General features: G+C 70.5%; 14 protein-coding genes. 6 read left to right on the top strand and 8 right to left on the bottom strand.

Features of this window, described 5'->3' with window-relative positions; translation table 11 throughout:
- Positions 1-144: 144 nt before the first annotated feature.
- On the top strand, positions 145-288 hold the full coding sequence (locus HND91_RS09935; RefSeq protein ID WP_181706397.1) for a hypothetical protein: 144 nt from the start codon (positions 145-147) through the stop codon (positions 286-288).
- A 77-nt stretch (positions 289-365) separates the two neighbouring features.
- Here HND91_RS09935 and HND91_RS09940 read toward each other — a convergent pair whose 3' ends face one another.
- The 3 genes from HND91_RS09940 to ppc form a co-directional block, all read right to left on the bottom strand.
- A complete protein-coding gene (locus HND91_RS09940) occupies positions 366-719 on the bottom strand; it encodes a hypothetical protein (protein ID WP_181706398.1) in 354 nt (117 codons plus the stop codon).
- Between the two features lie 110 nt (positions 720-829).
- Positions 830-1,915: a serine hydrolase domain-containing protein gene (locus HND91_RS09945; RefSeq protein WP_343057268.1), complete on the bottom strand. Its 1,086-nt coding sequence runs from the start codon at positions 1,913-1,915 to the stop codon at positions 830-832.
- A gap of 260 nt (positions 1,916-2,175) precedes the next feature.
- Entirely contained in the window at positions 2,176-4,944 is a 2,769-nt protein-coding gene (ppc, locus tag HND91_RS09950; RefSeq protein WP_181706400.1) for a phosphoenolpyruvate carboxylase, read from the bottom strand.
- 277 nt (positions 4,945-5,221) lie between these two features.
- On the opposite strand from ppc, the gene HND91_RS09955 reads away from it, so the two are divergent.
- Together HND91_RS09955 and HND91_RS09960 are read left to right on the top strand one after the other, a co-directional pair.
- Positions 5,222-5,416, top strand: a complete 195-nt coding sequence (locus HND91_RS09955; RefSeq protein ID WP_181706401.1) for a hypothetical protein — start codon at positions 5,222-5,224, stop codon at positions 5,414-5,416.
- Positions 5,417-5,706: 290 nt separating this feature from the next.
- Positions 5,707-6,408, top strand: a complete 702-nt coding sequence (locus tag HND91_RS09960; RefSeq protein ID WP_181706402.1) for a response regulator — start codon at positions 5,707-5,709, stop codon at positions 6,406-6,408.
- A gap of 379 nt (positions 6,409-6,787) precedes the next feature.
- On the opposite strand, the gene HND91_RS09965 is transcribed toward HND91_RS09960, so the two are convergent.
- The 5 genes from HND91_RS09965 to HND91_RS09985 form a co-directional block, all read right to left on the bottom strand.
- Positions 6,788-7,225, bottom strand: coding sequence for a hypothetical protein (locus HND91_RS09965; RefSeq protein ID WP_425485434.1), 438 nt, complete (start codon positions 7,223-7,225; stop codon positions 6,788-6,790).
- A 161-nt stretch (positions 7,226-7,386) separates the two neighbouring features.
- Complete coding sequence (locus HND91_RS09970; protein ID WP_181706404.1) at positions 7,387-8,454, bottom strand: D-TA family PLP-dependent enzyme; 1,068 nt, start codon at positions 8,452-8,454, stop codon at positions 7,387-7,389.
- Between the two features lie 27 nt (positions 8,455-8,481).
- Complete coding sequence (locus tag HND91_RS09975) at positions 8,482-9,363, bottom strand: MurR/RpiR family transcriptional regulator (RefSeq protein ID WP_181706405.1); 882 nt, start codon at positions 9,361-9,363, stop codon at positions 8,482-8,484.
- 26 nt (positions 9,364-9,389) lie between these two features.
- A complete protein-coding gene (locus HND91_RS09980; RefSeq protein ID WP_181706406.1) occupies positions 9,390-10,460 on the bottom strand; it encodes an ABC transporter ATP-binding protein in 1,071 nt (356 codons plus the stop codon).
- Between the two features lie 5 nt (positions 10,461-10,465).
- Positions 10,466-11,224 (bottom strand): SDR family NAD(P)-dependent oxidoreductase, encoded by a 759-nt coding sequence (locus HND91_RS09985; RefSeq protein ID WP_181706407.1) that lies wholly within the window; start codon positions 11,222-11,224, stop codon positions 10,466-10,468.
- A gap of 285 nt (positions 11,225-11,509) precedes the next feature.
- Here HND91_RS09985 and HND91_RS09990 point away from each other — a divergent pair, with 285 nt between their 5' ends.
- The 3 genes from HND91_RS09990 (at position 11,510) to HND91_RS10000 (ending at position 14,781) form a co-directional block, all read left to right on the top strand.
- Positions 11,510-12,745 (top strand): ABC transporter substrate-binding protein, encoded by a 1,236-nt coding sequence (locus HND91_RS09990; protein ID WP_181706408.1) that lies wholly within the window; start codon positions 11,510-11,512, stop codon positions 12,743-12,745.
- A gap of 339 nt (positions 12,746-13,084) precedes the next feature.
- Positions 13,085-13,960, top strand: coding sequence for a carbohydrate ABC transporter permease (locus HND91_RS09995; protein WP_343057271.1), 876 nt, complete (start codon positions 13,085-13,087; stop codon positions 13,958-13,960).
- Positions 13,957-14,781, top strand: a complete 825-nt coding sequence (locus HND91_RS10000; RefSeq protein ID WP_181706410.1) for a carbohydrate ABC transporter permease — start codon at positions 13,957-13,959, stop codon at positions 14,779-14,781. Before HND91_RS09995 ends, HND91_RS10000 begins: the two co-directional genes overlap by 4 nt.
- Positions 14,782-14,817: the final 36 nt, after the last annotated feature.

Consider the following 14,817-nt stretch of genomic DNA (forward strand, 5'->3'; position numbering starts at 1 on the left):
CCGGGCCGGGCCGGGCCGGGCCGATCGGGGCCGGTGCGCGCCGATTGGGCAGCCATATTCATTCCTCAGGCAGACGTGTGGCGGTTAACGTCTCGTTAACCCTTTCGGCGCAACCTTGTCTCCTGAGCAGTGGAGGCTGTTCTCATGAGTATCGCCGACCTACCAAAACTGCCGACCGCCGTCCTTTCCTTGAAGACCTTGCCGCGAGGCTGGTATTTCCTCGCCTCGCTTCTGATTTCGGGCGCCATGTGGGGCGGCATCATCAGTTCGGTGCTGGCGATCATCTGAGTCTGCCGCAAGCCCCGGCGGAAGACGCGGCCACGCCTGGCCCCGACGAGCGAGGGCGGCATGGCCGGCGCCGGCGATCAGGTCCGGGCGTTCTGGCTGTAGAGGACCTGGACGCGCCGCTTGTAGTCGTCCGGGGTGAGGAGGCCCTGGTCCACCTTGCGGGCCTCGGCGATCGAGGCTTCCCAGAAGCGCACGTCGCCGCGGGTCATGGAATAGTTCTCCCGCTGGATCGCGTACTGCCGCCGCGCCGCCTCCTCGAAGCCGATGAGGCCGCGATCGCGGGCGATGGCGATGTCCTTCTTCTGGTCCTCCGGCGACAGCGGCCTCGCCGCCGTGGGGGCCGGCGCGCGGACGGTGGCCTGGGGGCTGGCGACGCAGGCGGACGCCAGGGCGGCGACGGCGACCGACGCGATGATTCGTGCAACGCTCATGGATATCCCTCGACTGACGCTCCGCCGTCAGGCTTCGGCGTAAGCTTCGGGAGGAAGTTCCGACGGGCCGAAACGTTCCCCCGCCCCGCGCGGCCGGTCGCGCGCGGCGCTCAGGCGGCCTGGACGGCGGGCAGGATCCGGCGGGCGAGGAGGGCGTGGAGGTCGCGCACGTAGCCGGTGCGGGCGGACGGGGAGCCGACGTCGGAGGTCATCACGGCGGTCACGCCGGCGTCCGGCACCACGTAGACCATCTGGCCGCCGTAGCCCCAGGCGTAGCGGACCGGGCGGCCGTCCACCTCGAAGGTGAACCAGCCGTAGCCGTAGCCGTGGCCGGTGTGGCGGGACGCGCCCTTCGGCTGGAACGAGGCGGCGATCCAGGCGGCGGGCACCACGCGGCGGCCGTCGATCTCGCCGCCGGTCTCGATCATGGCGGCGAAGCGGGCGAGGCCGCGCGGGGACAGTTCCATGTCGTTGCCGCCGAAATGGACGCCGGCCGGGTCGCGCGGCCAGGGCGGCACCGTGATGCCGAGCGGTTCGCCGAGCCAGTCGCGGGCGAGCGACAGGACGGACCGGTCGGTGACGCGGGTGAGCACGGTGGCGAGGATGTGCGAGTTGCCGGTGGAATAGATCATCCGGCCGCCGGGCTCGTCCTCGAACGGCCGGGACAGCGCGAAGGCCACCCAGTCGCGGCTGGCGGTCCAGCGGCCGTAGTTGGTGCCGGAGGTGGACGCGAGGCCGGAGCGCATGGAGAGGAGGTGGCCGACGGTGATCCGGCGCACGCGCGGGTCGGCGTCCGCCGGCACCCGCGAGCCGAGGAGCGGGGCGACCGGCTGGTCGACGCCCTCCAGGTGACCCCTGTCGATCGCGATGCCCACCAGGGTGGCCAGGATGGTCTTCGACACGGACTTGACGTTGACCGGCCGGTCGAGCGCCGGGCCGCGGAACACCGTCTCGGCGACGGTCCGGCCGTCCTTGGCGATGATCATGGCGCGGAGCGGCGCGAGGTCGCGGGCGGCGACGAGGACCGGCTCCAGTCGCGCCGGGTCGACCGGCGGCGGGGCGGCGGGGACCGCGGCGGCAGCCGGGGCGGCGACCGCGCGGGACGGCCCCAGGGACGGCAGGACCGACGGCAGGAGCGGCGCGGCCGCGGCGGCGGCCAGGAAGGATCGGCGGGACAGGGTCGGGCGGTCGCTCACGTGAAAGGCCTCCTCGGGTCGCCCCCAACCCGGGGATGCATGTAGGACGCCCGCACCGCCCGCGCCATGCCCCACGCCGCCGTCATGGCTTCGCCCCATCGTCCTGTCGGGCGCTGGAGCGCTGTCGGACCTGACGGAACCGTCAGGCCGACGAGACATCGCTCCGGATCGAGACCCCGGCGCCGGCCGCGGGCCCGAACGGCCAGGCGGTGCCGAAAGCCGGCTGTCCGGCGCGGGGGGCAAGGCGCGCGGCCGGCGGCTCAGCCGGTGTTGCGCAGGCCCGCCGCCACGCCGTTGATGGAGATGAGGATGCCGCGCTGGGCCTTCTCGTCCACCTGGCCGCCGCGGAACCGGCGCAGCAGTTCCACCTGCAGGTGGTTGAGCGGCGCGATGTAGGCGAAGCGGTGGGCGATGGAGCGGGCGAGCGTCGGGTTGTCGGCGAGCCGGACCGACGCGCCGGTGATGGCCTCCAGCGCCCCGGCGGTGCGGCTCCACTCCGCCTCGATGGCGGCGAACACCCGGGCGGCGAGCGCCCGGTCCGGCACCAGGTCGGCGTAGCGCCGCGCGACGCCGAGGTCCGCTTTGGCGAGCACCATGTCCATGTTGGAGAGGAGCGCCCGGAAGAAGGGCCACTCGGCGGTCATGCGCTTCAGGAGGGCGAGCCCGTCCGGCGCGTCGGCGAGGAAGCCCTCCACGGCCGAGCCGAAGCCGTACCAGCCGGGCAGCGCCACCCGGCTCTGGCCCCAGGAGAAGCTCCACGGAATGGCGCGGAGGTCCTCGATCGCCTGGGTGGCCTTCCGGGACGCCGGGCGCGAGCCGATGTTGAGGCGGGCGATCTCCGACAGGGGTGTCGCGGCGAAGAAGTAGTCGGCGAAGCCGGGGGTCTCGTAGACCAGCGCCCGGTAGGCCTTCATGCTGCGGGCGGAGAGATCGGCGGCGGCGTCGAGGAAGGCTTCCGTGGCGGTCTCCTGCCGCTTCAGGAGCGTGCCCTCCAGGGTGGCGGCCATCAGGATCTCCAGGTTGCGCCGGCCGATCTCCGGGTTGGCGTACTTGGCGTTGATCACCTCGCCCTGTTCGGTGAGGCGGATCTGGCCCTTCACGGTGTTGGGCGGCTGGGCCAGGATGGCCTGGAAGCTGGGCCCGCCGCCGCGCCCGACCGCCCCGCCGCGACCGTGGAACAGGCGCAGCGTGACGCCGGGCTTGGCCTCGAACAGGCGCGCGAGCGCGGTGGACGCCCGGTAGAGCTCCCAGTTGGAGGTGAGATAGCCGCCGTCCTTGTTGCTGTCGGAATAGCCGAGCATGATGTCCTGCTCGGCCCCGGAATTGCGGATCAGCGCCTCCACGCCCGGCAGGTCGTAGAAGGCCCGCATGATGGGCTCGGCGGCGCGCAGGTCCTCGATGGTCTCGAACAGCGGCACCACGATGAGGTCGACGACCGCATGAGGCGCCTCGACCGGATCGAGGGTGCCGCGCATGAGGCCGCACTCCTTCTGGAGGACGAGCACCTCCATCAGGTCGCTGACCGTCTCGGTGTGGCTGATGATGTAGTGCCGGATGGCGTTCGCCCCGAAGGCGGCGCGAAGCTCGCGCGCCGCCTCGAACACGGCGAGTTCGCCTTCCGCATGGTCGGAATAGCGGGCGCCGCGCACCTTGAGCGGGCGCGGATCCTGGAGCACCCGGAGGAGGAGCGCCTGCTTCTCCGCTTCCGACAGGGCCGCGTAGTCCTTCTCCACCCGCGCGGCGGCGAGGAGTTCGGCCACCACCGCCTCGTGCTTGTCGGACGACTGGCGGAGGTCCGTGGTGGCGAGATGGAAGCCGAACACCTCCACGGCGCGGATGAGCGGCTTCAGCCGCATGCCGGCGAGGGGCGCCCCGTGGTTGCGGGCAAGGGAGTCCTCCACCACGCGGAGATCGGCCAGAAGCTCGTCCGGCGCGCCGTAGGGGCGGCCCGGCGCGATGGCGTGGCGGAGGGCCTCGCCGCCGGTGAGGGCGTGGAGCGTGCCGGCGAGCCGGGCGTAGACGCCGATCAGCGCGCGGCGGTAGCGCTCGTCCTCGCGGCGGGCGCTGGTGTCGCCGGAGCGCTCGGCGAGGGCGGTCAGGTCCGGCGAGCAGCCGACCAGGATGTGGGAGACGGAGAGCTCCGCCCCGAGCTCGTGCACCTCGGTGAGATAGTGGCGCAGCACCGTCTCGCCCTGGCGCTTCAGGGCCATGCGCAAGGTGGCGGCGTTGACGTTGGGGTTGCCGTCCCGGTCGCCGCCGATCCAGTTGCCCATGCGGAAGAAGGGCGGCACCTTCGCGCCGACCTCCTCCTCCAGGGCCTCGTAGAGCTTCGGGATCTCGGTGAGGAAGGTGGTCCGGTAGTAGCTAAGGACGTTCTCGATCTCATCCTCCACGGTGAGCTTGACGAAGCGCAGGATGCGGGTCTGCCACATCTGGGCGATGCGGGCGCGCAGCATGGCCTCGTTCGCCCGCCGCTCGCGCGGGGTGGCGAGGTGTTCGCGCTCGGCGAGGAGGCCCGCGATGGCCCGTTCGGCGTCGAGCAGGCTCTTGCGCTGCACCTCGGTCGGGTGGGCGGTGAGCACCGGCGACACGGTGGCCCGGGCGAGCGCCCGCACCACCGCGTCCGGCTCCAGGCCGGCCGCCTCCAGGCGCTCGAAGGTGCGGGCGAGGCTGCCGTCCGGGTGCTCGCCCCGCGCCTCGTGGACCGCGCGCCGGCGCAGGTGATGGCGGTCCTCGGCGAGGTTGGCGAGATGGGAGAAGTAGGTGAAGGCGCGGATGACCGTGGTGGTCTCCGCCGGGCCGAGGCGGGTGAGCAGGCGGTCGAGGTCGCGGCCCGCCTCCTCGTCGGCCTTGCGCTGGTAGGCGACGCTCAGGCGCCGGATCGCCTCGATGAGTTCGAAGGCCGCCTCGCCCTCCTGCTCGCGGACGATGTCGCCGAGGATCTGGCCGAGGAGGCGCACGTCGTCGTAGAGCGGCCGGTCCTTGTCGTCTCCCGCCGGAAACCGATCGTCCTCGGTGACTGCCGCCATGCCCGTTCCTCCCGGTGTTCGCGCACCGGGCCGCCACGCAAGCGACGTGCCATGGCGGGTCAAGACCGTCCTTGGTCGCATTCGGGCGCCGGCTCGTGGGGCGTGTTGCCACAGGGGTGGGGTTCCTGCAACCGATTTGGGCGGGCGGACCTGTGAACGCGCAGTGGAGAGGCGGGCCTCTTCACCATGACCCGCGTTCATCCGCCGTTTGCGGCTTTTCGTCCGACCGCCGACCCGCTATGGAGGATCATCTGGTTTTTTGTCAGGGTGAACCCGAATGGCGCAGCAAGCGACCGTCGCGCAGTTGATCGATCTCTCCAACCGGCTGAAGTCGGCGCAACGGGCCATCATCGACACGGCGGCGCTGAGCGGCGCGATGCCGACCGAAACGTCGCTGCGCAAGATCTCCGATCTGGAAGGCGCCATCGCGGCGGTGGACGTGCTGATCCAGGAAGCCTCCGACGGGCGCTGACGCCCCGTTGCCTCCACAGCGTTACCGGACCGTGACGGCGCCGCCCTGGCGGAATAGGCGATCCGGGCCGGGCGTTTTATCTATTGCGTTCCGCATGTGTGTTGGCTTGGGACGGTCCGGTGGGACGGCGCCAGGATCTGGCGCGGCCGGCCGGCAGGTCCGGTTCACCTCGATCGGCCGGGGTTGTTGCAGCGCGTGCGCGTGACCATTAGATTAAGGTCGTATTGCCCACCCTTGGGTGATGTCGACGGGAGTGAGGCGCCTTGAAGACCGGAACTGCCAGTGCGCACATGACCGCCGAAGACGGCTCGGCCGCCTCGGCTCCATCGACCGAAGCCGACGCACCGACGTTTCCGCAGGCGATCATCGTAGCCGACGACCACCCGATCATCCGGGATTCCCTGGTGGCGCTGCTGGAAAAGCGGTTCCGCGGCATCTCCATGATGGTGGCCTGCGACTATACCGAGCTGTCCAGCCTGCTGCTGCGCAGCCCGAAGGACATCCTGGTGGTGACCGACCTGGTGATGCCCGGCATGAGCGGCCTCGACAGCCTGCGCAAGCTGTGCGACCTGGCGCCGACCGCCCGCGTGATCGTGCAGTCGTCGAACGCCGACCAGTCGATCGCCGACGCCTGCCTCAGGGTCGGCGCCCGCGCCTTCATCGGCAAGCGCGCCACCACGGGCGTGCTGGACGAGGTGATCCAGGTGGTGATGGACGGGCGCACCACCATCGTGCTCGGCGACAAGCCGTCGTCGGTGCCGAAGGCGCTCGTCGACCGCACCGCCCTCGTGGAACAGCTGACGCCCCAGCAGGTGCGCGTGTTCCAGATGCTGGGCGACGGCCTTCTCAACAAGCAGATCGCCTACAGCCTGGGAATTTCCGAGGCGACCGTGAAGGCGCACGTGAGCAAGATCCTCGACACCCTGCGCTGCAACTCCCGCAACCAGGCGGCCACGTGCGCGTCTTGGATGACGGAGCACGGGCTGATCTGAGGGAATGTGATCGACGGTGCGATCAGGGGCGGCTCGCGATGGCGGGCCGCCTTTTTTGTTGGCCGGCCTGGCGGTGGAGGGGGCCGGGGATGGTGATGCGATCGAGGGGCGGCGGGGCGTGACTGGGCTCGCCGGTCGCCGGGGTGTGCGGGGCGATGAAGGATCCCGGATCGCGCCGGAACCGCGACGGGCCCCCTCTCCCCTTGTGGTGAGGGTTGGGGTGGGGGGTGTCGGCGCGGCGGGTGGAGGCGTGGGGGTGGCGGGGTCGAGATGTGAAAGGGCGGCGGTTCACCCCCTCACCCCGGCCCTCTCCCTCAAGGGGAGAGGGGGAGTGGCGGCCGCGGCCATCGTCGTGGCGTCGTATCGGCTCCGGCTGCCGTCATCGGGGGCCGGCGCGGCCCATCGGATAGGGCATGTAGCCGACGAAGCCGGTGATCTTCCAGCGGCCGTCGCGCTTGCCGCAGAAGTAGAGCGTCTGCCAGTTGAGCGTGTCGACGCCGCCGTCGGCGCGCAGGACCTTGCCGTCGAACTTCTTGTGGGCGACGGCGACGGAGCCGTTCACGTCGATGTCGCGGAGATTGGTGGCGCGGAAGAGGGCCTCGCGGAGCGGCTCCGCGTAGGACGTGGCGGCGGTGGCCCTGGACTGGGACAGCCAGACCTCCCGGTAGGTGGCGACGTCCGGGAAATCCATGCGCCAGCTGTCCGGCAGTTCCGACCGGTGGGCGTGGAGCCCGAAGAAGCCGGCGTGGTCGAAGTCGCCGTCCACCATGGACCAGTCGCCGGCCAGGAAGGCGTCGATGTCGCGCTCGACGAGCATGGTCCAGATGGCGTGCCGGTCGGCGTCGCCGGGCGGGAAGGGATTGACGAGGGCGCTCAAGGTCAAGGCTCCTGGGCTGGTGCGGTGAGGGATGCGGGCGGCGGGGCTTGGCCGGTGCGTGTTGAACAGCGGGTCTTGAACCGCGACCGCGGCAGGCTGCGTCAGCCGACGCGGCCGCGGGCGGCCACGGGCAGCACGTCCACGACCCGGTCGCCGGAGACCAGGTGGACCACGTCGAAGAGATTGGAGACCACGCAGGCGTGGTTCGGCAGGATTCGGACCCGGTCGCCGACCGCAAGGCCGTTCGGGGCGGCGGAGAGATCGAGGAAGCCGTGCTCCTCGGAGAGCGCCGACACGGTGACGCCGGGAACCTCCACGACCGCGCCGAAGCCCGTCATGCCGAGAGTGTCGGAGGTGAGCGCCTTGGAGCCGGCGTCCACGATGGCGCGGGTGGAGGTCGGCCGGCTCACCACGGTGGTCAGAACCGTGAGGGCGCAGTCCGCCTCGGTGCCGACGCCGCGGGCGACCTGGTAGCGGTCGAGGTAGATGTAGGTGCCGGGCCGGTGCTCGGTGGCGGCGGTGACCTCGTGGGCGCGCCAGAGGTCCGGCGTGCCGCCGTTGGAGACGACGTTCGCCTCAAGGCCCGCGCGGGCGAGTTCGGCGAGGGTCTCGGCGAAGAAAGCCTGGGTCTCGTGGGGCTTGCCGACGGCCGGATAGGCCATGAGGCCGCCGAAGGCGAGGCCGTCGGCCGCGTCGATGGCTTCCGCGAGGGCGCGCGCCTCGTCCGGCGTCTGGACGCCGCAGCGGCCCATGCCGGTGTCGCATTCGACGAGCACCGAGAGCGGCCGGCCGGCGTCCGCGAAGGCGGCGGAGAGGCCGGCGACGGTGGCGGCGCCGTCGGCGGTGACCGACAGCGCCACCCGGTCGGCGAGGGCGCGGAGGCGCTTCAGCTTGTCGGCGCCGACGATGTTGTAGGGAAGGAAGATGTCGGTGAGGCCGGCGTCGGCCATCACCTCCGCCTCGCCGATCTTCTGCACCGTGATGCCGATGGCGCCGCGCTCCATCTGGGCGTGGGCGAAGAAGGGCAGCTTGTGGGTCTTGATGTGCGGGCGGAGCGGCAGCCCGTGGGCGTTGCCGTAGGCCTGCGCGCGGGCGATGTTGGCCATGGCGCGGTCGACGTCGATGACGACGGCGGGCGTGTCGATCTCGGCGAGGGTGCGGGGATGCATGGGATCAGGTCCGTCCGGATGGGGGCGTCAATCGCCGAGGGGCAGGCGCGGATCCTCCACCTTGAAGGTGTTGAGGCTCTGCTTGATGCGGCGGAGACCTTCCAGGACCTTGGGCCCGATGGTCTCGGCGGTGGCGGTCGCCAGCATGTCCACGATGGCGAGGAGAGCGTAGCGCGACGAGGTGGGCTTGTAGAGGTTGCCGTCCTCCAGGGTCTGGAAGCCGATCACCGTCTCGGCGGTGTCGGCGAGGCGGGAGTTGGGCGCCGTGACCGCCACGGTGGCGGCGCCATACTGGCGGGCGACCAGGGTGGCGTCGATCACCGACTGGGCGAAGCCGGACGTGGAGAAGCCGACCACCACCGTGCCGGGGCCGGCCATGGAGGCCCACATGCGCTGGAGCTGGCCGTCCGTGTGGGCGACGGTCGGGACGCCGAGGCGGAACAGGCGGTTCTGGAACTCCACCGCCATCATGGACGAGGTGCCGCCGGACCCGAAGGCGAGCACCTGGCCGGCGGACGCGAGCTGGCCGGCGACGGCCACGAGGGTGCTCATGTCCACCTGCGCGCGGGTGCGCTCGATGGCCGCGACGGCGGCGCCCGCCACGGTGGCGGCGATGCGCTCCTCCCGGGCGTCGCGCTCCAGGGGATCGGCGGAAAGATACTGGCCGCCGACCGCGAGCGCCTGGGCGAGGCGGAACTTGAAGTCGCGGATGCCCTCGCAGCCGAGCGAGCGGCAGAAGCGCGTGACCGTGGGCTCGCTGACGCCCGCCCGGGCGGCGAGCTCCGCGATGGCCGCCTTGGAGGCGTAGTCGACATCCTGCAGGATGAGACCGGCGAGCCGGCGGTCCGACTTGGAGCCGTCCTCGGCGCGGATGCGCAGCCGCATCAGGATGTCGATCACGTCCCGCAAGGCACCCTCCCCTTTTCCGGCGCCGCCTAGACGGGCAGGCCGGTCGCCTGGTCGAACACGTGGGTGCGGGTCGGGTCGGCGGCGACCGGCAGGATGGACCCCGGCCGGGCGGCGACCCGGTCGCGGAAGACGAGGCGGATCGGGGCGCCCTCCAGGCTGCCGTAGATGTGGGTCTCCGAGCCGGTCGGCTCGACCACGTCGACGGTCACCGGCAGGGCGGACGGCCCCTCCTCGATGCGGAAATGCTCCGGCCGGATCCCGACCTCCACCGGCCGGCCGGCGGACGACGGGTTGAGGGCGCGCGTCGGCAGGCTGAGGCCGCCGGCGGTGACGACGCCGGCGCCGTCCGGCCCTGCCGCCACGGTACCGGGCACGAAGCTCATGGACGGGGAGCCGAGGAAACTCGCCACGAACTTGGCGGCCGGGTGGTCGTAGAGCTCCAGCGGCGGGCCGGCCTGGACGATGCGGCCCTCGTTCATCACCACGATTCGGTCGGCCATGGTCATGGCCTCGATCTGGTCGTGGGTGACGTACACGATGGTGCTCTTCAGGCGCTGGTGCAGGGCCTTGATTTCGGTGCGCATCTGCACCCTGAGCTGGGCGTCCAGGTTTGAGAGCGGCTCGTCGAAGAGGAAGACGTCCGGGTCGCGCACGATCGCGCGCCCCATGGCGACGCGCTGGCGCTGGCCGCCGGACAGCTGGCGCGGATAGCGGTTGAGGTAGGCGTGGAGGTTCAGGATGCCGGCGGCCTTCTTCACCTGGCCGTCGATGCCGGCCGGCGGGTCGCGGCGGATCTTCGGCCCGAAGGAGATGTTGTCGGCGGCGGTCATGTGCGGGAAGAGCGCGTAGGACTGGAACACCATGGCGATGTTCCGCTTCTGCGGCGGCAGGTCGTTGGCGCGCCTGTCGCCGATGAGGAGGTCGCCCTCGGAGATGGTCTCCAGGCCGGCGATCATCCGCAGGAGCGTGGACTTGCCGCAGCCCGACGGCCCGACCAGCACGACGAACTCGCCGTCGGCGATCGCAAGGTCGATGTCGGTGAGGATCCGGTGGCTGCCGAAGCGCTTGCCGACGTGGCGGAGGGCGAGGTCGGTCATGGGCGTCACTCCCCGAGGATGTCGCGGATGAAGGGCACGTTGCCGGCGGTGAGGCCGGCGTCGACCGCGAGCGTCTGGCCGGTGATGCCGGAGGCGCGGGCGGAGGCGAGGAACATCACCGCCTCGGCCACCTCGGCGGGGGTGACGATGCGGCCGAGCGGATAGAGCCGCGCGAGCGCCGCCGGGATGGCGGGATCGCGGGCGATGCGGTGGTCCCAGGCGGGCGTGCGCACCGATCCGGGGCAGACCGCGTTGGCCCGGACGCCGTCGCGCCCGCCTTCGGTGGCGACGGCCCGCATGAGGCCGAGGATGCCGGCCTTGGCGGCCGAATAGGCCGGGTTGCCGTAGTGGGCGAGCGCATTGACCGAGGAGACGAACACGAAGGCGCCGGCGCGGCGCGCCCGCATGGGGCCGAGCAGGGCGTGGGTGAGCCGGGCGACGCCGGTGAGGTTGACGTCGATCTCGCGGCCGACCGCGTCCTCGTCCATGGAGGCGAAGCTTTCGCCCCGGGTCCAGCCGGCGTTCATCACCACCACGTCCGGCGCGCCGTGGGCCGCGAGGAGGTCGGCGGCGCCCGCCCGGATGGAGGCGGGATCGGCGAGGTCGAAGGTCGCGCGGCCGGCGAGCGGCAGGGGATCGAGCGACCGCCCATCCCTGTCGCAGCCGATCACCCGGGCGCCGGCCCGGCCGAACCCCTCCACGAGGGCCGCGCCGATGCCGCCGCCCGCCCCGGTGACGACCACGGAAAGGTCCTTGAAATCCATCGCGTGTCCCTGCCTCCGCGCCGCGGCGTCCGGGTGGTCCGACGGCCTGCGCCCTCGGCGGATCTTGTCTCGCGGCGCCTCATCATGGGCGCGGGAAATGTAATTTGGCAACATCAAAAAAGGACTTGTGCGGGTCCAAAACCCGCATAATGTAGGAAAGTAACAAACATCAGACCGTCCCTCCAGGGCGGCTGGAGCGCCGCGCCGACCACCGACGGGCGCTTCGACGGGGATCATCTCAAGGGACCGCCGCCGAGGAGCGGGGCCCTTTATCGTGGAGGCGACATGACCAGATCCGCTCTCTTCAAGCTCGGCCTCGCGGCCGGCCTCAGCCTCGCGGCGCTCACCGCCGCAAAGGCCGGCACCGTGCGCGTGACGGTGGCCGAATACAGCGCCAAGACCGGCCCCTACTTCGAGGAGGCCGCCAAGGAATTCGAGGCGGCGAACCCGGACACCAACATCGAGATCGAAGTGGTGCCGTGGGACGTGCTGCTGCAGAAGCTGACCACGGACATCGCCGGCGGCTCCAACGCGGACCTGTCCATCATCGGCACCCGCTGGCTCCTGGACTTCGTCAGCCAGGACGTGGCCGAACCGCTGGACTCCTACATCACCGACGAGTTCAAGGGCCGCTTCATCGAGACCTTCCTGTCGCCCTCGGTGATGGACGGCAAGATCTACGGCCTGCCGATCGCCGCCTCGGCGCGCGCCATGTACTACAACAAGGATCTCCTGGAGAAGGCCGGCGTTTCCGAGCCGCCGAAGACCTGGGACGAGCTGAAGACCGCGGCCGAGAAGATCTCCGGCCTTGGCGGCGAGGTCTACGGCTACGGCCTGCAGGGCAAGGAGATCGAGACGGACGTCTACTTCTACTATGCCATGTGGTCGTACGGCGCCGAGATCCTGGGCGAGGACGGCACCTCCGGCCTCGACGATCCGGGCGCCATCGAGGCGGCCAAGCTCTACAAGAGCCTGATCGACAGCAAGGCGACCCAGCCGGGCGTCACCTCCTACGCCCGCGAGGACGTGCAGAACCTGTTCAAGCAGGGCAAGGTGGGCATGATGATCACCGCCCCCTTCCTGTCGAACCAGATCAAGGAGGAGGCGCCGAACCTCAACTACGGCGTGACCGCCATCCCGGCCGGCCCGACCGGCGACCGGGGCACCTACGGCGTCACCGACAGCATCATCATGTTCAAGAACAGCCAGGTGAAGGACGAGGCCTGGAAGTTCATGGACTTCCTGTTCACCACCGAGCAGCGCGCCAAGTTCACGCAGAACGAGGGCTTCCTTCCGGTGAACCAGGAAGAGGCCAAGATGGACTACTACGTCAACAACGCGGACCTGAAGGAATTCACCGCGCTGCTGCCGGACGCCCGCTTCGCCCCGGTGATCACCGGCTGGGAGGAGATCGCGCAGATCACCTCCGACGCCCTGCAGAAGATCTACCTCGGCGAGGGCGACGTGGAGGCGACCCTGAAGGACGCCGCCGCCAAGGCCGACGCCATCCTGAAGCAGTAAGGCATGGAGGACGTCGGGGCCTTGCGAGGCCCCGGCGGCCGGTCGGGTGGGGTTGCTCTCCCTGGGGTCGGGCGCTTGCCGTGTTGAAGGGAAGCGCCCGGCGTCCGGGGAAGAAGACGACCCCTCCCCCGGCCTTCGGCCGGACCCTCCCCTGAGGGGAGAGATCGTTCGCCATCGGTGACCGGTCGAGGCGCTTGTCCTTGGGCCGGCGGCCGGCTGATGCGGAAGACGGTCGCTCCCGGCGGTTTTCGGCCACCTTCGCCTCAAGGGGAGGGATCGTTCGCATCGCGGCGTCACCAATCCTCGACCTCGTTTCCCCCTGACCGGACGCTCCTTCCCGTGCCGAGCCGCGCCCGCTTCCTCCCCTACGTTCTCCTCCTGCCGAGCCTCATCCTGGCGGCGGGCGTGATCTTCTGGCCGGTCGGCGACCTCCTGGAGATCGCCACCCACAACGTGAACCGGTTCGGCCAGCTGAGGGACTACAACGACTTCGCCAACTTCAAGGCGCTCATCGCCGACCCGAACTTCACGGCGGCGCTGATCCGCACGGTGGTGTGGACGGTGGCGGTCGTCGGCGGGACGATCCTGATCTCGGTGCCGGTGGCGATGATCCTCAACGAGGACTTCTACGGCCGCGACGTCGCCCGGGTGATCGTGATGCTGCCTTGGGCGGTGTCGCTGACCATGACGGCCATCGTCTGGCGCTGGGCGCTGAACGGGGAGAGCGGCATGCTGAACTCCGCGCTCCGGGGCCTCGGCATCATCGACGCCAACGTGCAGTGGCTGGCGACCGCGGGCCTCGCCTTCCCGATGCAGATCGGGATCGGCATCCTGGTCACCATCCCGTTCACCACCACCATCTTCCTCGGCGGCCTGTCGTCCATCCCGCAGGACCTCTACGAGGCGAGCGCCCTGGAAGGGGCGGGCCGCTGGCAGCAGTTCCGCCACATCACGCTGCCGCTCCTGAAGCCCTTCCTCAACATCGCGATGGTGCTGAACACCATCTACGTGTTCAACAGCTTCCCGATCATCTGGGTGATGACCCAGGGCGGGCCGGCGAACTCCACCGACATCCTGGTGACGCATCTCTACAAGCTGGGCTTCCGGATCGGAAAGCTCGGCGAGGCCTCCGCCGTGTCGGTGGTGATGCTCGCCATCCTGCTGGTCTTCACCATCCTCTACGTCCGGCTCGCCATGCGGGAGGAGGCCCGATGAGCAGGAAGTGGAAGCGCACCCTTCTCGCCTGGACGCTGCTGGCGCCGCTGGTCGTGCTGATCCTGTTTCCGTTCGCCGTGATGACCATCACGGCGCTGAAGCCCCAGGCGGAGGTGTTGAACCCGACCTGGTGGCCGAGCGAGCTGCGGCTGCGGAACTTCGCCGACATGTGGGTGGCGACGAACTTCGGCCAGGCGCTGATGAATTCGCTCTACGCGTCGGGCATCGCGACGGTCGGCGCCATCCTGGTGTCCATCCCGGCGGCCTATGCCATGTCGCGCTTCCGGTTCGCCGGGCGCGGGCTGGTGCGCCAGTTCCTGCTCGTCTCGCAGATGCTGTCGCCCATCGTGCTGGTGGTCGGCCTGTTCCGCCTGATGGCGTCGCTCGGGCTCGTGGAGAGCGTGAGCGCGGTCGGCCTCGTCTACATGGCCTTCAACATCGCCTTCACGGTCTGGATGCTGCAGAGCTATTTCGACACGGTGCCGAAGGACCTGGAGGAGGCGGCCTGGATGGAGGGGGCAGGCCGGGCCGAGACCCTGCGCCGGGTGTTCCTGCCGCTGGTGACGCCGGCCATCGCGGTGACGGCCATCTTCACCTTCATCAACGCCTGGAACGAGTTCGTCATCGCGCTGACGCTGCTGCGCCGGCAGGAGAGCTACACCCTGCCGATCCAGGTCTTCTCGCTGGTCGCCGGCCGCTACACGGTGGAATGGCACCACGTGATGGGGGCGACCCTGGTGGCGACCCTGCCGGTCGCCATCCTGTTCGCCTGGCTGCAGCGCTATCTCGTGCGCGGCCTCGCCCTCGGCGCCGTCAAGTGACGGCCGCCCTCCTCCCGCACGTATCCGGAAAAGAGA

Source organism: Chthonobacter rhizosphaerae, from assembly GCF_013839525.1.
In the GTDB taxonomy this organism is placed as follows: domain Bacteria; phylum Pseudomonadota; class Alphaproteobacteria; order Rhizobiales; family Pleomorphomonadaceae; genus Chthonobacter; species Chthonobacter rhizosphaerae.